The organism is Streptomyces sp. NPDC002602, assembly GCF_042889445.1.
Lineage (GTDB): Bacteria > Actinomycetota > Actinomycetes > Streptomycetales > Streptomycetaceae > Streptomyces.
Window position 1 is genome coordinate 174,328 of sequence record NZ_JBIAQX010000014.1, and the last position, 19,278, is coordinate 193,605.

Here is a 19,278-nt window from a genome sequence, read left to right on the forward strand (position 1 = left end):
TCAATGAAAGTGCTGCAAAGCGACAGTCGAGCCGGATACCGTCCCAGCTCAGCAAGCCTGCTCCCCGCACGCGCGGGGATGACCCCGGGGCCAGCACGCGCATGCCGGATTCCGGCAGCTGCTCCCCGCACGCGCGGGGATGACCCCTGGTCATCAAAGTTGAATCCGCGCACGAGCTTCTGCTCCCCGCACGCGCGGGGATGACCCCAGGAACAAGATCACCGCCGCGTACGGGCTCGTCTGCTCCCCGCACGCGCGGGGATGACCCCTCGTCGAGGCCCACGGCCAGCGAGTCGAAGCGCTGCTCCCCGCACACGCGGGGATGACCCCCCTGTCCCCATCTTCATCAAGCCGAACGGCACTGCTCCCCGCACGCGCGGGGATGACCCCCGCGCCCCGGTACCAGAGGTGCAGGCCCGACCCTGCTCCCCGCACGCGCGGGGATGACCCCTGATTGTCCGCACCTGCACCATTTAGGGTGAACTGCTCCCCGCACGCGCGGGGATGACCCCACGACGGCGCGGCAGGTCTCGCTCTACGTCAACGGACAGTCGCTGCTCCCCGCACGCGCGGGGATGACCCCTACGCGTGGCTCAAGGACCCGGGCCGGCCGCACTGCTCCCCGCACACGCGGGGATGACCCCCAGAGCGCGTGGGCGGTGCCGCTGAAGGCGGTCTGCTCCCCGCACACGCGGGGATGACCCCGTGAGCGCGGGCGGCTGGACAATCAACCGGTCGCTGCTCCCCGCACGCGCGGGGATGACCCCCGGGCCGCACGGCGCTCGCGATCCGCCGCTACCTGCTCCCCGCACGAGCGGGCCCGTACGAGCGGGCCCGTACGAGGATGCCTGCTCCCCGCACGCGCGGGGATGACCTCAACCCACTTCGCCCCGTCGCAGACCGCAGCCGCCGGCGATGTCGACGCAGGTGCGGAGATGTCGAGGCAGTGGCGACGGGACTGATTGCCTCAGTCCGAACAATCGAGGCGTTTATCGAATCGCACTGGAAGGCCGAGAAAGCCGGTCACTTCGAGCCTTCCGACCGCGACCCCGTGCGGAGCATCCCCACCTTGCCGACGGCCAGGGCATAGAGACCCCCCAGAAGGAACGTCGCCAGGTATTGCGCCCAGGCGGTGTCGTGGAGGCTCCGGTTGGCGAGGACGAGTACAGCGACCCAGAGAACAGTGAATACGATCTTGGCCATGATTCTCCCTGCCTTGGGTGAGTGCCGCGAGGCGGCCGGTGGCACCGGCGACCACGGTCTCGGGAACTATGTCCTTCGCCACGTTCCTACTGGCGAAGTGACCGACGATCAGCGCACCGGCTCCATCGACGGCGCCCTTGATCAGGCAACTCTTCGCCATGTCGTGCATCTCGGCGTGAGTCATCAGGTACTCGTGGTCCCGCTTGCTCTTGGGCGTGATGCGCGGCGAGCGAGCGAGCGAGCCTCTTCGAGCGGGTTCACCTGCACCGGCTGGGCCGAGGGGTGCGGGCCCGAATCGGCGTGCCCCGCGCCGGCCCCGCCCGTCAGGACGAAACCGCCGACAAGGGCCACCGACAGAACGCCGGAAGCGTGTTGTTCGTTATTGAGCTTCCCCGATTCAATTGACCTTTCAATGTCGAGCTGGTCAGGCCCGGCGTCTTCGATCAAGAAGAGCCTACTCATCGGTCACATCGCAGGGGAACGAATTTGAGGAAAGGTTGAGCATGATCGACTTCGTCGTTTCGTCGCGGCAGCGGGATTGAGTTCTCGCCGTTGCGGTCGAATGCGAGCGGCTCCCGTCGACCCTCGGTGCACCGCGCGAGGGGAATCCCCCAGGGGGATGGCTGTCCCGGTTGCCGGCTTCCCCCGGCGCTGGGGACGAGGGCGCCGGCAGCGTGAGCGGCAAGGAGCGACGGTGCGGCCACTGCCGGAAGCCGCTGCCGAAGGGCGCAGGTGCGAACCGGCTCCTGAGCGGGTGAGGGGCGAAAACGTCGTGGCAGCCATCTGCCACTTGCGCTCTGCCCCTGCTCCGCGGGGGCGGAGCGCAACGAATATGGGGATGCACGACCAGTTTCCGTACTCGATATCTACTTTGTTCATGAATGCCGGACTCTTTGGAAGTGCTGCAAAATGACAGTCGAGCCGGATATCGTCCCAGCTCAGGAAGCCTGCTCCCCGCACCCGCGGGGATGAACCCGGTGAACAAGTCGTCTTCCACGGCCGTGACGGCTGCTCCCCGCACCCGCGGGGATGAACCCAGCCCGAACCAGCCCTCCTCAGCCAGGACGCCCTGCTCCCCGCACCCGCGGGGATGAACCTCACCCTGCTCGCTGCGGACGGACCGAAGCGGACTGCTCCCCGCACCCGCGGGGATGAACCCTGGCCGTTGGGTCGGCCCCACGCATCGAGGAACTGCTCCCCGCACCCGCGGGGATGAACCCACGTTCCACGGGTTGTCCGCCGCCGCCGTACCCTGCTCCCCGCACCCGCGGGGATGAACCCGGGATCACGGCGTGCGCGCCGGTCGCCACGTACTGCTCCCCGCACCCGCGGGGATGAACCCTCGAAGCCGCCCTCCGTGCCGGCCTGCCCTACCTGCTCCCCGCACCTGCGGGGACGGCAACGCGGGCCCGTCGTCGCCTGGTCCGTTGTCCTGGTCTTTGTCCAGTGCGCGGACGGCCGCCTGGGTTCACCGCCGTGCAGGCGCGGTGTCTGGCTGTTGCGCAGACGGCCGCGAACCCCCGTGAACGGCTACGCAGACAGTTGGAAAGCGTGTTGGGGCAACCCAGGCGTGGCGACGGGTATGCCGAATGATCATGGCTCTGGCCGGCCTCGGGCCAGCGTGACGGACAACGAGCGGGCGCGAAGGCCAAAGGCCCAGGTGAGGGCAAGGGGAAGTTGTGTCACGCGATCGGTCTGACAAGCTCTCACGCGTCCGAGCCCCGTGGCTTCTGCCGGCGTGCTCAACAGGCAGCAATCCGCAGGCCCCGCCGCTTGAGGTGGTGCCCTTCCCCTGCCCCGCGCCGGATCGCCGCGAACGACCGTCCGCGGGTGTCGTACACGTCGGGGGAAGCGGAAGCGGAATGGACCACGGGCGGGGCCACGGAGGCCGGCCGGCCCTCGACCCCCTGCCGGGCCGTCTGTGGGCCGTCAAGGGGTGGCCGACAACGGCCGGCGACCACCGGCAACAACCACGACGGGCCCGGCACCATCAGGTGCCGGGCCCGTCGTTCGTGCTGCTAGACCCAGGTGTCCAGCCACATGCGGCCGCGCCAGGAGTCCATCGGGAGGGACTGGCCCGTGTAGATGGGCCAGAAGTAGATGAAGTTCCAGACGATCAGCAGGACGAGCACGCCCGCGCCGATCGCGCCGAGCGCGCGGCGGCGTTCCGAGGAGCCCGCCGGGCCGAGCATCGCGCCGATCATCATCGCCACCGCCAGACACAGGTACGGGACGAAGACCACCGCGTAGAAGAAGAAGATGGTCCGCTCCTGGTAGTTGAACCAGGGCAGCAGGCCGGCGGCCAGCGCGCACGCGATGGCGCCGGCCCGCCAGTCGCGCCGGAACAGCCACCGCCACAGCACGTACAGCAGCGCGAAGCAGCCCGCCCACCACAGCAGCGGCGTGCCCAGGGCCAGTACCTCGCGGGCGCACTTGGCGGTCTCCGTGGCCGGGCAGCCGTCCGTGCCGGGCGCGGGGGACTCGTAGAAGTACGAGACGGGCCGGCCGAGCACGAGCCAGCTCCACGGGTTCGACTCGTAGGTGTGGCCCGAGGTCAGGCCCACGTGGAACTTGTAGACCTCGGTCTCGTAGTGCCAAAGGCTCCGCAGCCATTCGGGCAGGAAGGAGAGCGAGCTGTGCTGGTCGTTCTTGGCGGCCCAGTCGCGGAAGTAGCCGCCCTTGCCGTTGTCCGGGCTGAGGATCCAGCCCGTCCACGACGCCAGGTACACGCCGATCGCCACCGGCACCGTGGAGAGGAAGCCGGGCAGCGCGTCCTTGCGCAGCATCGCCGCGTACGGGGCGCCCGCGCCGGCCGTGCGGCGCGCGGCCGCGTCCCACAGCACGGTCAGGATCCCGAAGAAGGCCAGGACCACCAGGCCGTTCCACTTGGTGCCGAACGCCAGGCCCAGGCAGACGCCCGCCAGGATCCGGTACGGGCGCAGGCCCAGCCGCAGCGTCTCCGCGACGGCGAGGTCCGGGCGGGTGCGCCCGTCCCCGTCCACGGGGAGCGCCGCCGCGAGTTTCGCCCGGGCCTTGTCCCGGTCGACGACCAGCGCCCCGAAGGCGGCCAGGACGAAGAACATCAGCACCAGGTCGAGGAGGGCCGTGCGGCTCATCACCAGGTGCAGGCCGTCCACCGCCAGCAGCGCGCCCGCCAGGCAGCCGAGGAAGGTGGAGCGGAAGAGCCGGCGGCCGATCCGGCAGAGCATCAGCACGGACAGGGTGCCGAGCACGGCGGTCATGAACCGCCAGCCGAACGGATCGAAGCCGAACATCCACTCGCCGATGCCGATCACCCATTTGCCGACCGGCGGGTGCACGACGTAGCCCGGGTCCAGCGGCAGCGCCACCCCGTCCGGGTCGGCCAGGATCGACTTGTCGATGTCCTTGGGCCAACTCGCCTCGTAGCCCTGCCGGATCGTGGCCCAGGCGTCCTTGGCGTAGTACGTCTCGTCGAATATCACCGCCTTGGGGTTGCCCAGGTGCACGAACCGCAGCACCCCGGCGACCAGGGCCACCAGCAGCGGCCCGGCCCACGCCAGGACCCGCTGCCAGGTGACCGCCGCCGCGGCCGGCACTCCGAGCGCCGTCCACAACTGTGCGGAGGGGCGGGCGTACGGGGGCACGAGGCGGGTACGGACGTCCGCGTCCGGGGTCCGCGGCGCGTAGCCGAAGCCCCGCAGACGGCGGAGCCAGACGGACGGCTCGGGCTCGGAGTCGCGTCCGCCCGAGGGGGCGGGCGGGGCCCCCGCGGGGCTGGGCGGCGGCGTCGCGGTACTGGTCACCGGGTCATCGTAGGGAACGCGTCCGCGGGAACCCCAGCGCCGGGGCGGCCCGGGGCGTGCCGGGTGGGGCTCCTGAGAGGATGGGCGGGTGACGACTGACCAGCCCCGCGGCGCCGAGACCTCCCCTTCCACCGGTGTGCTCGTGCTCGCCGGCACCCCGATCGGCGATCTCGCCGACGCCCCGCCCCGGCTCGGGGCCGAGCTGGAGCGGGCCGACGTGATCGCCGCCGAGGACACCCGGCGGTTGCGCAGGCTCACCCAGGGGCTCGGTGTGCACACCACCGGGCGCGTCCTGTCGTACTTCGAGGGCAACGAGTCCGCCCGCACCCCCGAGCTGGTCGAGGCCCTGGAAGCCGGCAAGCGGGTGCTGCTGGTCACCGACGCCGGCATGCCCTCGGTGTCCGACCCCGGCTACCGGCTGGTGGCCGCCGCCGTGGAGAAGGACATCAAGGTCACCGCCGTGCCGGGGCCCTCCGCCGTGCTGACCGCGCTCGCCCTGTCCGGGCTGCCCGTGGACCGGTTCTGCTTCGAGGGCTTCCTGCCGCGCAAGGCCGGCGAGCGCCTCGGCCGGCTGCGCGAGGTCGAGTCGGAGCGCCGCACCCTCGTCTACTTCGAGGCGCCCCACCGGCTCGACGACACCCTGGCCGCCATGGCGGAGGTCTTCGGCGCCGACCGGCGGGCCGCCGTCTGCCGCGAGCTGACCAAGACGTACGAGGAGGTCAAGCGCGGCGGGCTCGGCGAGTTGGCGTCGTGGGCCGCGGAGGGCGTGCGCGGGGAGATCACGGTCGTCGTCGAGGGCGCCCCGGCCGCCGGGCCCGGCGACGTGGACGACGAGGAGCTGGTGCGCAGGGTGCGGGTGCGCGAGGAGGCGGGGGAGCGCCGCAAGGAGGCCATCGCCGCCGTCGCCGCCGAGGCGGGCGTACCCAAACGGGACGTTTTCGACGCGGTCGTCGCGGCAAAGAACGCGGCACAAAAGGTGCCGGGAATCGGCAAGGAGTCGACCTGAAAAGCAAAGCTCAGACCGCGCACCGGGCCCTTTGGGCATGACTCGTTCAAAGGCCGTCCAACAGTCGACAGGACCTGATGCGCTCCCGCCTGAACAGGCGTCCACTGGCTGTGCACCAGTGGAAAAGAGGAGCTGGCATGACAGAGATCGCAGACACCCCGGTACCCGGACCCGTCGCCACCACCGCCCAGGCCCCCGTCGTCCCGCCGCCCTCGACGCGCAACGTCCCGACCGTGCACGAGGCGTACTCGTTCGCCTGCATGAAGTGCGGGTACGGCTGGGAGCAGGCCTACGAGATAGAACACCACGTCGACGCCGAGGGCCGGCCCTCCATCGTCTACACGGCCCAGGGTGAACGGGTCCCGTCCCCGCTCTCGAACCCGACGTGCGTGAACTGCGGCGGCCATGTGGTCCGCATCATGCGCGAGGGCCAGGTCAAGTCGGTGCTCGGTACGCTCGATCGCCTCTACCACCCCCCCGTCGCCCCCGGCGTCGCCGGACCCGTCCCGGCCGGGGCGAACACCCCGCGCACCCCCAAGCCCCGCAAGTCGCCCCCGGCGCACGCCGCCCCGGGGCCGGTGGCCGCGACCGACGGGGACGGGCGCCGGGGACTGCTGGCCCGGTTGACGCGCAGGTTCCGTCGGTCCTGAGCCCGCCCCGCACGGGACGCGGGGAGGCGTCCCGGAGCCCCGGTCATAGGATCGGCCGTATGAGCCGTACCGCCAACGACGCACCGCCCCCGCCGCCCGAACCGCTGCGGGTGGCGGTCGCCGATTCCCACACCCACCTGGACATGCAGTCGGGCACCGTCGAGGAGGGCCTCGCCAAGGCCGCCTCGGTGGGCGTGACCACCGTCGTGCAGGTGGGCTGCGACGTGAAGGGCTCGCGCTGGGCCGCCGAGACCGCCGCCGCGTACGAGAACGTCCACGCGGCCGTCGCCCTCCACCCGAACGAGGCCCCCCGCATCGTCCACGGCGATCCAGGGGGCACCTCCCAGCCCCCTGGGGCTGGGGGAGGCCGGTCCCGGCAGGGAGCCCGGGCTGGCGGCGGCGACGGCGCCCTCGACGAGGCCCTCGCCGAGATCGAGGCCCTCGCGGCGCTCGACCACGTGAAGGCGGTCGGCGAGACCGGCCTCGACTTCTTCCGCACCGGCCCCGAGGGCATGGCGGCGCAGGAGCGTTCCTTCCGCGCCCACATCGAGATCGCCAAGCGCAGGGGCAAGGCCCTGGTCATCCACGACCGCGAGGCCCACGCCGACGTGCTGCGCATCCTGCGCGAGGAGGGCGCGCCCGAACGCACCGTCTTCCACTGCTACTCGGGGGACGCCGAGATGGCCCGCGAGTGCGCCGCCGCCGGCTACTACATGTCGTTCGCCGGGACCGTCACCTTCAAGAACGCCGCCCCGCTGCGCGAGGCCCTCGCCGTGGCCCCGCTGGAACTGGTGCTCGTGGAGACCGACGCCCCGTACCTCACCCCGGCGCCCTACCGCGGCCGGCCCAACGCCCCGTACCTGATCCCGCTCACCGTGCGGGCCATGGCGGCCGTCCGGGGCCTCGACGAGGACGCCATGGCGACCGCCCTGGCCGCCAACACGGCGCGCGCCTTCGACTACGTCCCACCGACCCCCGGCGCCGCGCTCTGACACACCCGTTCGCCTGACACGCTGTGTAACCGAACGACTTTGATGTGTGACGGTCGTTCCCGTTAGGGTGCCCTGCCCGAACCAGCGGGGCCGGACCAGTGGAGCGAGCGTCGTGAGCGATACCCAGGGCAGTCACCGCCGTGGCGGTCCCGTCGGTCCCGTCCCGGAGGCGTACCCGGCGCCGCCGATCCTGGCCGAGGCGGCGCCGGAGTCCTGGGATCCGAGGCCGCCGGGGCCGCCCGGGGCAGGGCGCGTCGCGGAACGAGATCCCGAACCGGTGTGGCCCGAACCGGCGCGACCCGCGCCCGTGTGGCCCGAACCGGTGCGACCCGCGCCCGTGTGGCCCGTGCCGGTGCGACCCGAACCGGTGTGGCCCGAGCCGGTGCGACCCGCGCCCGACGTGGATCCCGGCCCCGCCGACGCGGTGGCCCGCGCGGCCGCCGCCACCCTTCCCGCGGTGCCCGCGCCGAGGTCCGCGCGCCGCCGCAAGCCCCCCGAGCCCGGCTGGTCCCGGGGGCACGACCCGCGCGCCGACACGCTCCCGTCACCCCACGACCCGACCGTCGAGGAACCCGCCGGTCCGGGTCGTCGACGCCGCCCCGACACCGGACCCGCGCCCACCCCGACGGTGTTCACCGGAGCCCCGGACACCCGGGGAAACCCGGTGCTCCCCGGCTCGGGACGGCGCCGGGGAGCGGTCGCCGCCCCCGAGGCGCCGGAGGAGCCACCCGCCGGCCGCCGCCGACGTGCGCTCCCCACCGAGGTCCCGGCCGGCGCGGGAACGGCGGGCGCGGGGATGGCGGGCGCGGGAACGGACCGCACGGGAACGGCCGGCGTGGGGACGGACCGCGCAGGGACTGTGGGCGCGGGAACGGACCGCGCGGGGACTGTGGTGGTGGGCCCGACCCCCACCCTCGTGGAGCCCGCCTCCACCCGGTCCCGGTCCCGCCGCTCCACCGGCACCGCCGCCGACACCTGGCGGCGGATCGTCCCGCAGGCGCTCGTCGTCGCCTTCCTCGCCGGCGGTACCACCGCGTTCGTCGCCGCAGACAAATCGGTTCGGCTCACCGTCGACGGAGTCCCGAGGTCCCTGCACACCTTCGCCGACGGGGTCGACGAACTCCTCGCCGCGGAAGGCCTCGGCGTCGGCCCCCACGACCTCGTCGCCCCGGCCCGCGGCAGCGCCCTCGACGACGGCGAGGACGTCGTGGTCCGCTACGGGCGACCCCTGCGCCTCACCCTCGACGGGGAACGCCGCCAGGTGTGGACCACCTCCCGCACCGTCGAGGGCGCGCTGCGCCAGCTCGGCATCCGCGCCGAGGGCGCCGACCTCTCCGCCCCCCGCACCACCCCCGTCCCGCGCAGCGGCCTCACCCTCGACGTCCGCACGGAACGCGGGGTCACCTTCCTGGCCGACGGCCGCGAGACCACCGTCCGCACCAACGCCGCCACCATCCAGGAGGCCCTCGACCAGGCCGGCATCAGCCTGCACGGCCAGGACAGCACCTCCGTCCCGCCGACCGCCTTCCCGCGCGACGGCCAGATCGTCACCGTCCTGCGCATCACCGGTACCCGCGAGGTCCGCGAGGAGCGCATCCCGTACGAGATCGAGCGGGTCAGGGACGACAGTCTGTTCGCCGGCACCGAGGTCGTCGAACGGATCGGCCGGCCCGGGATGCGCCGGGTCACCTACGGCCTGCGCACCGTCAACGGGGTCCGCCAGAAGCCCCGCCGGCTCGCCGACGAGATCGTCCGCGCACCCGTCAACCGGCTCGTGAAGATCGGCACAAAGACGCTGCCCGACTCGGTCGCCGGCGCCGACGGCCTCGACTGGGGGGCGCTGGCCCGCTGCGAGTCCGGCGGCCGTCCGTCCGCCACCGACCCGTCGGGGACTTACGGCGGGCTGTACCAGTTCGACGTACGGACCTGGCAGGCCCTCGGCGGCAGCGGACGCCCGCAGGACGCGCCGGGGACGGAGCAGACGTACCGGGCCAAGAAGCTCTACGTGCAGCGGGGGGCGGCTCCGTGGCCGCACTGCGGCCGTAGGCTTTACCGGTGAGCACCGCAGAGCAGCAGCCTGAGAGCACGACCCCCGACGCACTCCTCGGCCCCGCCGACATCCGGGAGCTGGCCGCCGTACTCGGCGTCCGGCCGACGAAGCAGAAGGGCCAGAACTTCGTCATCGACGCCAACACGGTCCGTCGGATCGTCCGCACCGCCGAGGTGCGGCCCGACGACGTGGTCGTCGAGGTCGGCCCGGGCCTGGGCTCGCTGACGCTCGCGCTGCTGGAGGCCGCCGACCGGGTCGTCGCCGTCGAGATCGACGACATCCTGGCCGCCGCCCTGCCCGCCACCATCGAGGCACGGATGCCGGCCCGCAAGGACCGCTTCTCCCTCGTGCACTCCGACGCGATGCTCGTCACCGAGCTGCCCGGCCCGGCGCCGACCGCGCTCGTCGCGAACCTGCCCTACAACGTGGCCGTCCCGGTGCTGCTGACCATGCTCGACCGGTTCCCGACCATCGAGCGGACCCTCGTCATGGTGCAGGCGGAGGTCGCCGACCGGCTCGCCGCCGAGCCCGGCAACAAGGTGTACGGAGTGCCCTCCGTCAAGGCCAACTGGTACGCCCACGTCAAGCGCGCGGGCTCCATCGGCCGCAAGGTCTTCTGGCCCGCGCCGAACGTCGACTCCGGACTCGTCTCACTGGTCCGCCGCGCCGAGCCGATCAAGACGACCGCCACCAAGGCCGAGGTCTTCGCCGTCGTGGACGCCGCCTTCGCGCAGCGCCGCAAGACCCTGCGCGCCGCGCTGGCCGGCTGGGCCGGTTCGGCGGCGGGCGCCGAGGCCGCCCTGGTCGCCGCCGGCGTCTCACCGCAGGCCCGCGGGGAGTCCCTGACGGTCGAGGAGTTCGCGGCCATCGCCGAGAACAAGCCCGCCGCGGAGAGGCCCGCACTGTGAGCGAGCACGCGACCGAGTACCCGACCGGGCGGGCGGCCGACTCCGCGGCCGGATCCGTCACCGTACGGGTCCCCGCGAAGGTCAACGTCCAACTGGCGGTCGGCGCCGCCCGACCCGACGGCTTCCACGACCTCGCCAACGTCTTCCTCGCCGTGTCCCTGTACGACGAGGTCACCGCGACCCCGGCCGCCGGGACCAAGGTGACCTGCGAGGGACCCGACGCCGACCAGGTCCCCCTGGACCGCACCAACCTCGCGGCGCGCGCCGCCGAGATCCTGGCCGGGCGGGCCGGGCTCTCCCCGGACGTGCACCTGCACATCGCGAAGAACATCCCCGTCGCGGGCGGCATGGCCGGCGGCAGCGCCGACGGGGCCGCCGCCCTGGTGGCCTGCGACGCCCTCTGGGGCCTGAACACCCCGATGACGGAACTCCTCGACATCTGCGCGGAACTCGGCAGCGACGTGCCGTTCAGCCTGATCGGCGGCGCCGCGCTGGGCACCGGACGGGGCGAGATCCTCACCCCCGTCCCCGCCGGCACCTTCCACTGGGTCTTCGCCGTCGCGGACGGCGGACTCTCCACCCCGGCCGTCTTCCGGGAGTTCGACCGGCTCGCCGCCGGCCGCGACATCCCCGCCCCCCAGGCGTCTGCGGCCCTGCTGGCGGCCCTGGCCTCCGGCGACCCCGACGCACTCGCCCCCACCCTGGTCAACGACCTCCAGCCCGCCGCCCTGTCCCTGCGCCCGCAGCTCGCGTCCGTCCTGGCCGCGGGCACCGGGGCCGGGGCGCTCGCCGCGCTGGTCTCGGGCTCCGGACCCACGACGGCGTTCCTGGTCCGCGACCCCGAGGCGGCGGCCGAGGTCGCCACCGTCCTCGACGCCTCCGGGCTCTGCCGCGCCACCCGCGTGGCCGCCTCCCCGGCCCCCGGCGCGACCCTGCTCTGACCGGTCCCACCCGCCGGCGCGGCCGTGAACCCGGCCCGCCGGCGGGGCCGGTACCCAGACCGAACATGAGTACCCGCACTCTGTCGGAGCCCCCGCGCGGCGGGCGACCGTGGCCCCATGACAGCCACCGCAAGCGAAATGGCCGCGGCCACGCCCGCCACTCGGGACCGGTACGTCGACCTGTTGAGGGTCGCCTCGCTCGCGACCGTGGTCCTCGGGCACTGGCTGATGGCCGCCGTCGGCCCCGACGGCATGGGGAACCTGCTCGGGATCGTGCCCGACCTCCAGCCCCTCACCTGGGCGTTCCAGGTGATGCCGGTGTTCTTCTTCGTCGGCGGCTTCTCGCACGCCCTGTCCTACCGTTCCCTCACCCGCACGACGGACGGCCCCGTCTACGCCGCCTTCCTGCGCGCCCGCCTCCAACGGCTGCTGCGCCCCACCCTCGTCTTCGTCGGGGTGTGGACCGCCTGCGCCCTCGTCGTACAGCTCGCCGGCGCCGACCGGGGGCCGCTCGCCGGCGCCGCGCTGCGCCTGGTGACGCAACCGCTGTGGTTCATCGGGATCTACCTGGCCATGGTCGCCTTCACCCCGCCGCTCCTGAAGCTGCACGAGCGTCGCGGCTGGGCCGCCTTCGCCGGCCTCGCCGGGGCCGCCGCCCTCACCGACGTGCTGCGCTTCGCGCTCGGCGTCCCCTACGTCGAGTTCCTGAACTTCGCCTTCGTCTGGCTCGCCGTCCACCAGCTCGGCTTCCTGCGGGCCGACGGGCGACTCACCCGCCCCGCCGTCCTCGCCGCCACCGGCCTCGCGGGCGCCGCGCTCCTCGTCGCGTACGGGCCGTACCCGCTCTCCATGGTCGGGATGCCCGGCGAGAAGGTGTCCAACATGGCCCCGCCCACCCTCGCCCTGCTCTGCCACGGCATGTGGCTGGTCGGCGCCGTGCAGCTCCTCGCCCGGCCCGCCGCCGCCTGGGTGGCCCGGCCCCGCGTCTGGCGGGGCGTCGTCGCCGCCAACGGGATCGCCATGACCGCCTTCCTCTGGCACCTCACCGCCATGCTGGCCGTGTACGCCGCCCAGATCGGCCTCGGCCTCCCGCTCCCCGAGCCCGCCGGCGCCGCCTGGTGGGCGCAGGTCCCCGTCCGACTTCTCCTCGCCGCCGCGCTGACCGGCGTACTCGTGGCCGCCTTCCGCCACTTCGAGGCGCCCGCGCGCGGCGCCGCCGGCCCCGGATCCGGGCCCCGCGCCACCCTCGGCATCACCCTCTGTCTCCTCGGGATCCTCGGTCTGTCGACGACCGGCCTCGGGGGTCTGCTGGAGGGCCACAGCGCCACCCTGATCGCCCTGCCGGTCACCGCGCCCGCCGCCATCGCGATGGCGCTCGGCGGGTGGCTCCTGGTGGAACGGTCCGCCTCCCCCCGGAGGGTTAGGCTGAGGGGCTGATCCACACCCCTTCCCTGGAGCGCGTCTGATGGCCGTCAATCTGGTCAATGTCGAGGCAGTCAGCAAGGTGTACGGAACCCGTACCCTGCTCGACGGCATCTCCCTCGGCGTGTCCGAGGGGGACCGGATCGGTGTCGTCGGCCGCAACGGCGACGGCAAGACCACCCTCATCCGGATGCTCGCCAAGCTGGAGGAACCCGACACCGGTCGGGTCACCCAGAACGGCGGACTGCGCATGGGCGTCCTCACCCAGCACGACTCGCTGGACCCGGCGGCCACCGTCCGGCACGAGATCATCGGGGACATGGCCGACCACGAGTGGGCCGGCAACGCGAAGATCCGCGACGTGCTGACCGGCCTCTTCGGCGGCCTGGACCTGCCCGGCTTCGGCCAGGGCCTGGACACCGTCATCGGCCCGCTCTCCGGCGGCGAGCGCCGGCGCATTGCCCTCGCCCAACTGCTGATCGCGGACCAGGACCTCCTCGTCCTCGACGAGCCCACCAACCACCTCGACGTCGAGGGCATCTCCTGGCTGGCCCGCCACCTCCAGGAACGCCGCTCCGCGCTCGTCTGCGTCACCCACGACCGGTGGTTCCTCGACCAGGTCTGCACCCGCATGTGGGACGTGCAGCGCGGCGACGTCCACGAGTACGAGGGCGGCTACAGCGACTACGTCTTCGCCCGCGCGGAGCGCGACCGCATCGCCGCCACCGAGGAGTCCAAGCGGCAGAACCTGATGCGCAAGGAGCTGGCCTGGCTGCGCCGCGGCGCCCCCGCCCGCACCTCCAAGCCCCGCTACCGCATCGAGGCCGCCAACGAGCTCATCGCCGACGTGCCGCCGCCGCGCGACACCTCCGAGCTGATGAAGTTCGCCAACGCCCGCCTCGGCAAGACCGTGTTCGACCTGGAGGACGTCACCGTCCAGGCCGGGCCCAAGACGCTGCTCAAGCACCTGACCTGGCACCTCGGCCCCGGCGACCGCGTCGGCCTGGTCGGCGTCAACGGCGCCGGCAAGACCTCCCTGCTGCGCGCCCTCGCCGAGGCCGCCCGCACCCAGGGCGAGACCCAGCCCGCCGCCGGCACCGTCACCGTCGGCAAGACCGTCAGGCTCGCCTACCTCTCCCAGGAGGTCGGCGAACTCGACCCGTCGCTGCGCGTCCTGGAGGCGGTCCAGCGGGTCCGCGACCGCGTCGACCTCGGCAAGGGCCGCGAGATGACGGCGGGACAGCTCTGCGAGCAGTTCGGCTTCACCAAGGAGAAGCAGTGGACGCCCGTCGGCGACCTGTCCGGCGGTGAGCGGCGCCGGCTGCAGATCCTGCGCCTGCTGATGGACGAGCCCAACGTCCTCTTCCTCGACGAGCCCACCAACGACCTCGACATCGAGACCCTGACGCAGTTGGAGGACCTCCTCGACGGCTGGCCCGGCTCGATGATCGTGATCTCCCACGACCGGTTCTTCATCGAGCGCACCACCGACACGGTGATGGCCCTGCTCGGGGACGCGAGCCTGCGCATGCTGCCGCGCGGCCTCGACGAGTACCTGGAGCGCCGACAGCGGATGATCGACGCCGCCGCCCCGGCGCCCGCCCCGGCCGCCGCGAAGTCGACGGCCTCCGGCGATTCCCGCGCGGCCAAGAAGGAACTCCAGAAGATCGAGCGACAGCTCAACAAGATGTCGGACCGGGAGTCGAACCTGCACGCGCAGATCGCCGAGAACTCCACCGACTACGACAAGGTCGCCAAGCTCGACGCCGAGCTGCGCGAACTCATCTCCGAGCGGGACGATTTGGAGATGCGCTGGTTGGAGCTCGCCGAAGACGCGTGATCATCGTCTTCCAGCCACGCCGCCCGGCCCGATAACGGCCGAGTCACAGGCCGGTCCGCCCTTGGGAACAGGGGCCGGACCGGCCCGGCATAAGAACGGTGTCAGTGATAGAAAGGGCATCCTCCACCCTCCCTGACCTCCTGATGCCGAAGGTATGCGCTGATGACCGAGCCGCCCCAGCCGCCGAACCAGCCACCCACACCTTCCGGTTACGGACACCTCCCCGGCCCGCCGCAGCCCGGCTACGGCTTCCCGCCCCAAGGCGCGAACCCGTACGCCCAACAGCCGCCGACCGTCCCGCAGCAACAGATGCACCCCGGCTACGGATACCCGCCGCCCATGCCGCCCGGCCCGCCGCCGGGCGGCCCCGCGGGGCCCGACGGGCAGCGCCGGCAGAAGCTGCTGATCGTCATCGCCGCGTCCGTCGCGGGCGTGCTCATCCTCGGCACCGGCGCCTGGTTCGCCTTCGGCAAGGGCGACGACGAGGCCGGGAAACCCGTCGCGCAGGCCTCGACGCCCGCCGACGCCAAGCCCTCCGCCTCGGCCTCCGTGGACAAGGGCGACGGCAGCGGCAACGGCAGCGGTGACCAGGAAGACCTCAACGCCGGCCGCAAGCAGGGCGAGGACAAGGTCCTCTGGCTCAAGAACAGCAAGGTGGACGGGCCCGGCGCCGGCGTCGACAGCGAAGGCCAGTGGATCGTCGGGGACACCGTCGTCAAGAGCGTGTGGAAGTCCCTCACGGCCTTTGCCGTCGCCGACGGCAAGGAGAAGTGGACGCTTTCCTTCCCCACCGAACTGTGCGGTGTCACCCCCGACACCACCACCGACGGCAAGACCGTCGTCATGTTCAAGGACGGCGAGTCGGACAGCTCCACCTGCAACCAGATGCGACTGGTCGACCTCAAGACGGGCAAGGCGGGCTGGACGAAAGAGGTGCCCAAGGAGGGCCTCTTCGACATCATGACCAGCCCCACCCTGTCCATCACCGGGGACACCGTCGCCGTCAGCCGCTCCACCACCGCGAGTGCCTTCAAGGTCAGCACCGGCGACAAGCTCTTCGGCAGCGCCCAGGCCGAGGGATGCAAGCCCGGCAGCTACATCGCCGGCAACAACAAGATGATCGCCATCGCGACCTGTTACGACGACGACCACACCGTCGAGGTCCACGACGTCGACCCGGTCACCGGCAAGTCGACCTGGAACTACCGACTTGCCAAGAACCACGACGTGACCAGCGTCTACTCGCTGGACCCGCTCGTCCTCGACATCAGTGACAAGGACAAGAAGGAACGCGGCATCGTGGTCGTCGGACCCGACGGGAAACAGCGCGCAAGCGTCTCCGGCGAGGGCAGCTTCGCCAACAAGTGCGGGGGCAGCCTCTTCGGGTCCATGCAGGTGTGCCGCGGCGCCGTCGTCGACTCCGGCACCCTCTACCTGCCGACCACCCCGGCCGCCGGCACGGGCAACGAGATCGTCGCCTTCGACCTCGGCACCGGCAAGGTCAAGTGGCGCGTCCCGGCCGGCGAGAAGCGGACCCTCACCCCCGTCAAGGCCGTGAACGGACAACTGGTCGCCTACCGCGCCGCGGAGCAGGACAAGGGCGGCGAGATCCTCACCTATCCCGCCGGCGGCGGCGAACCCACCGCGACCCTGCGCAACCCGTCCGGGCCCGCGTCCGACGTGGAGAGCTCCTTCTACAGGCCGAGGATCGACTACGTCGACGGACGGCTGTACATCTCCGTGACCCACCTGCTCGCCAAGGGCAAGGACGAGAAGCTCCTGATGGTCTTCGGCAAGTGAACGAGCCCACCGAGCCGCCCACCGAGCCGCCCACCGAGAGGCAATGGCACCCCATGAGTACCCCGCCGCCCCCCAGCCAGCCCCCGTCCGGCGGCTTCGGCGCCCCGCAGGACCCCCCGCCCGGCGGGTTCTCCACCCCGCCGCTGCCGTCCGCACCGCCGTCGGTCCCGCAGCAGCCGGCCGGCGCGCCTTCGTACGGCTACCCGCAGCAGCCGCCCGGCGCGCCCTCGTACGGCTACCCGCAGCAGCCCGGCGCCGGCACCCCGCCGCCCGCCTTCGGACACCCCACCGCCCCCATGTACGCGGCCTCGGCCCCGACCGGCGGCGCCCCCGGCGGCAACCGTGACAAGCGCAACCAGCTGATGATCGTCGGTGCCGCCCTGCTCGCCATCGTCCTCATCATCGGCGGCGGCTTCTGGTACGTCTCCGGCGACGACGGCGGCTCCACGCCCACCGCGAAGGGCGACCCGACCGCGAGCCCGGGCGACGACAAGGCGGCGGTCGGCCCCGGCGGCAAGGAGAAGGCGCCCGGCAACCCCAAGTCGAAGGTGCTGCTGAACCTGCCGAGCCCGAAGCCGGCCGACACCGTCCAGGTCCCGGGTTCCTGGCTCACCGACAGCACGTACGTCAAGTCGGACATCGGCAAGATCGTCGGCTACAACCTCGTCGACGGCGGCAAGAAGTGGGAGGTGCCCCTTCCCGGCGAGATCTGCGCCGCCACCCACCACGTCAGCGACAACAAGTCGGCCATCCTCTTCCGGCCCACCCAGCCGACGGCGGAGAGCAAGTACCCGCCCTGCACCCAGGTCGGCGTCATCGACCTGAACGCGGGCAAGCTCCTGTGGTCCGGCAACGCCAAGGGCGCCACCTCCGGCGACAAGCCCGCCTCCTTCGACGAGGTCACCCTCAGCGGCCAGACCGTCGCCGCCGGCGGAACCAACGGCGGCGCGGCCTGGAACCTCGCCGACGGCAAGTCCCTGTGGACCCCCAAGGTCGACGCCGAAGGCTGCTACGACTACGGCTACGCGGGCGGCGAGGCCCTCGCCGTCATCCGCAAGTGCGGCCGCAGCGGCGAACGGAACCTGATCGCCCAGACCCTCGACCCGACCACCGGCGCGCCCACCTCCTCGTACAAGCTCTCCGAGGGCATCGAGTGGGCCTCCATCGTGTCCACGAAGCCCCTGATCATCGGCGCCGACGTCGGCAAGACCGCCAAGAACGCCACGGGCGTCAGCGACCTCTTCGTCGTCGACCCCAAGGGCGAGCTGAAGGCCCGCATCGCGCTCAACTCCGGCAACTTCGCCGGCAAGTGCGGTAGCACCGAGGTCGAGAAGTGCACCGGCATGCTCGTCGGCAACGGCAAGATCTACCTGCCCTCCTACGAGCACCAGGGCCAGTCGTCCTACGGCCGTACCAACGAGCTGCTCTCCTTCGACCTGGAGACCGGCAAGCAGACCAGCGACCGCGCCGACGCCGGCGAGAAGTACCAGCTGTACCCGCTGCGCATGGACGGGTCGAACATCATCGCCTACAAGGAGCCCCCCTACGACAAGGGCGGCCAGATCGTCAGCATCGACGGCAAGACGATGAAGGAAACCCTCCTGATGGAGAACCCGGCGGACAAGGAGACCCAGCGCGCCGAGACCGGTGACTTCTCGCCGGAGTTCTCCGAGTACCGCTACCGCGACGGGAAGCTCTTCATCTCGCGCCGATCGGTGAGCAAGCCGCGCTCCGGCGGCGACCCGGACTACCTGTTCGTGTCCTTCAGCGCGAGCTGATCCCGCCACCGCACCACCCCGAAGCCCCCGGAAGGTCCGCCCTTCCGGGGGCTTCTGCGCGGTAACGAGGACGCCCCGTCGAACAAGCGTGTAGCTTGCCGGGGCAGAAGGAGCGGGGGAGGGTGCCCTCATGGGCGTACGGGTCATGGTGGTCGACGAGCACCGCCTGCTGGCCGAGGCGCTCGCCTCGGCCCTGAAACTGCGCGGCCACCGGGTGCTCGCCGCGGCCGCGCCGGCCGTCGGCGCGGCCGAACTGGTCATCAACCGGTCCCCGGAGGTCTGTCTCTTCGGCACCGCGACCCCCGCCGAGCCCGGGGTCTTCGAGCCCGTCGTCCGCATCAAGCGGGAGCGCCCCCAGATCGCCGTGGTGGTCCTCGGACCGGTGCCGAGTCCGCGCGGGATCGCCGCCGCCTTCGCCGCCGGCGCCTGCGGGTACGTACGCCACGACGAGCGCATCGAGGGCGTGGAACGGGCCCTCGCCAAGGCGCGGGCGGGGGAGGTCGCGATCTCCCCGCAGTTGCTCCAGGGCGCGTTCGGGGAGTTGCTCAACCCCGCCGCCCAACCCGACGACGAGGGAAGCCGGTTGCTGCGCCTGCTCACCCCCCGCGAGATCGAGGTGCTCGTCCGGGTCGCGGAGGGCGAGGACACCCGGCTCATCGCGGCGGGCATGGCCATCGCGCCGAGCACCGCCCGCACGCACGTGCAGCGGGTGCTGATGAAACTGGGCGTGGGCTCCCGGTTGGAGGCCGCCGCGCTGGCCGCCCGTACCGGCCTGCTGGACCGGGCGATCCCACCGGTGCGGTCCATCTCCCCCTTCTCCGAACCCGGTTGAGGCGCGCGTCGCCGATTTCCCCGGTACGCGCGCATCGGGTAAGCCAGGGGCAGCACGCGTACCCCGCGTGC

At 72.3% G+C, this 19,278-nt stretch carries 13 protein-coding genes and 2 CRISPR repeat arrays; of the genes, 11 read left to right on the plus strand and 2 right to left on the minus strand.

Annotated features, from left to right (window positions below; all coding sequences use genetic code 11):
* Positions 1–57: 57 nt before the first annotated feature.
* Positions 58–877: a CRISPR direct-repeat array (repeat unit 29 nt; unit sequence CTGCTCCCCGCACGCGCGGGGATGACCCC).
* Positions 878–1,023: 146 nt separating this feature from the next.
* Together ACFYW3_RS29565 and ACFYW3_RS29570 are read right to left on the minus strand one after the other, a co-directional pair.
* A complete protein-coding gene (locus ACFYW3_RS29565; protein ID WP_351749948.1) occupies positions 1,024–1,203 on the minus strand; it encodes a hypothetical protein in 180 nt (59 codons plus the stop codon).
* Positions 1,204–2,150: 947 nt separating this feature from the next.
* A CRISPR array of direct repeats spans positions 2,151–2,606; the repeat unit is 28 nt; unit sequence CTGCTCCCCGCACCCGCGGGGATGAACC.
* A gap of 615 nt (positions 2,607–3,221) precedes the next feature.
* Entirely contained in the window at positions 3,222–4,988 is a 1,767-nt protein-coding gene (locus ACFYW3_RS29570) for a dolichyl-phosphate-mannose--protein mannosyltransferase (protein ID WP_389387883.1), read from the minus strand.
* A gap of 88 nt (positions 4,989–5,076) precedes the next feature.
* Between ACFYW3_RS29570 and rsmI the strand changes: the two genes are divergently transcribed.
* From rsmI to ACFYW3_RS29625, 11 genes are all read left to right on the plus strand, one after another.
* Complete coding sequence (gene rsmI, locus ACFYW3_RS29575) at positions 5,077–5,994, plus strand: 16S rRNA (cytidine(1402)-2'-O)-methyltransferase (RefSeq protein WP_351749947.1); 918 nt, start codon at positions 5,077–5,079, stop codon at positions 5,992–5,994.
* 137 nt (positions 5,995–6,131) lie between these two features.
* Complete coding sequence (locus ACFYW3_RS29580) at positions 6,132–6,644, plus strand: hypothetical protein (protein ID WP_389387884.1); 513 nt, start codon at positions 6,132–6,134, stop codon at positions 6,642–6,644.
* Positions 6,645–6,703: 59 nt separating this feature from the next.
* The gene (locus ACFYW3_RS29585; protein WP_351749946.1) at positions 6,704–7,636 is read left to right on the plus strand and encodes a TatD family hydrolase; all 933 of its coding nucleotides are present in this window, start codon (positions 6,704–6,706) and stop codon (positions 7,634–7,636) included.
* A 796-nt stretch (positions 7,637–8,432) separates the two neighbouring features.
* The gene (locus ACFYW3_RS29590) at positions 8,433–9,695 is read left to right on the plus strand and encodes a ubiquitin-like domain-containing protein (protein WP_389387896.1); all 1,263 of its coding nucleotides are present in this window, start codon (positions 8,433–8,435) and stop codon (positions 9,693–9,695) included.
* Positions 9,692–10,594: a 16S rRNA (adenine(1518)-N(6)/adenine(1519)-N(6))-dimethyltransferase RsmA gene (gene rsmA, locus ACFYW3_RS29595; protein ID WP_351749945.1), complete on the plus strand. Its 903-nt coding sequence runs from the start codon at positions 9,692–9,694 to the stop codon at positions 10,592–10,594. Before ACFYW3_RS29590 ends, rsmA begins: the two co-directional genes overlap by 4 nt.
* The gene (locus ACFYW3_RS29600) at positions 10,591–11,535 is read left to right on the plus strand and encodes a 4-(cytidine 5'-diphospho)-2-C-methyl-D-erythritol kinase (protein WP_389387885.1); all 945 of its coding nucleotides are present in this window, start codon (positions 10,591–10,593) and stop codon (positions 11,533–11,535) included. Before rsmA ends, ACFYW3_RS29600 begins: the two co-directional genes overlap by 4 nt.
* Before the next feature lie 117 nt (positions 11,536–11,652).
* The gene (locus ACFYW3_RS29605; protein WP_389387886.1) at positions 11,653–12,972 is read left to right on the plus strand and encodes an acyltransferase; all 1,320 of its coding nucleotides are present in this window, start codon (positions 11,653–11,655) and stop codon (positions 12,970–12,972) included.
* A 28-nt stretch (positions 12,973–13,000) separates the two neighbouring features.
* The gene (locus ACFYW3_RS29610; RefSeq protein WP_351376701.1) at positions 13,001–14,797 is read left to right on the plus strand and encodes an ABC-F family ATP-binding cassette domain-containing protein; all 1,797 of its coding nucleotides are present in this window, start codon (positions 13,001–13,003) and stop codon (positions 14,795–14,797) included.
* Positions 14,798–14,959: 162 nt separating this feature from the next.
* Complete coding sequence (locus ACFYW3_RS29615) at positions 14,960–16,597, plus strand: PQQ-binding-like beta-propeller repeat protein (protein WP_351761315.1); 1,638 nt, start codon at positions 14,960–14,962, stop codon at positions 16,595–16,597.
* Positions 16,598–16,650: 53 nt separating this feature from the next.
* A complete protein-coding gene (locus tag ACFYW3_RS29620; RefSeq protein WP_389387887.1) occupies positions 16,651–18,375 on the plus strand; it encodes a PQQ-binding-like beta-propeller repeat protein in 1,725 nt (574 codons plus the stop codon).
* Positions 18,376–18,505: 130 nt separating this feature from the next.
* Positions 18,506–19,207 carry a LuxR C-terminal-related transcriptional regulator gene (locus ACFYW3_RS29625; RefSeq protein ID WP_351761320.1) on the plus strand — a complete coding sequence of 234 codons (702 nt, stop codon included), beginning with the start codon at positions 18,506–18,508 and terminating at the stop codon, positions 19,205–19,207.
* Positions 19,208–19,278: the final 71 nt, after the last annotated feature.

Coding starts and splice junctions, on each gene's coding strand:
- ACFYW3_RS29580 (WP_389387884.1), top strand. CDS start 6,132: ATGACAGAGATCGCAGACACCCCGGTACCCGGACCCGTCGCCACCACC.
- ACFYW3_RS29625 (WP_351761320.1), top strand. CDS start 18,506: ATGGGCGTACGGGTCATGGTGGTCGACGAGCACCGCCTGCTGGCCGAG.
- ACFYW3_RS29610 (WP_351376701.1), top strand. CDS start 13,001: ATGGCCGTCAATCTGGTCAATGTCGAGGCAGTCAGCAAGGTGTACGGA.
- ACFYW3_RS29585 (WP_351749946.1), top strand. CDS start 6,704: ATGAGCCGTACCGCCAACGACGCACCGCCCCCGCCGCCCGAACCGCTG.
- ACFYW3_RS29605 (WP_389387886.1), top strand. CDS start 11,653: ATGACAGCCACCGCAAGCGAAATGGCCGCGGCCACGCCCGCCACTCGG.
- ACFYW3_RS29590 (WP_389387896.1), top strand. CDS start 8,433: ATGGCGGGCGCGGGAACGGACCGCACGGGAACGGCCGGCGTGGGGACG.
- ACFYW3_RS29615 (WP_351761315.1), top strand. CDS start 14,960: ATGACCGAGCCGCCCCAGCCGCCGAACCAGCCACCCACACCTTCCGGT.
- ACFYW3_RS29620 (WP_389387887.1), top strand. CDS start 16,651: ATGAGTACCCCGCCGCCCCCCAGCCAGCCCCCGTCCGGCGGCTTCGGC.
- ACFYW3_RS29565 (WP_351749948.1), bottom strand. CDS start 1,203: ATGGCCAAGATCGTATTCACTGTTCTCTGGGTCGCTGTACTCGTCCTC.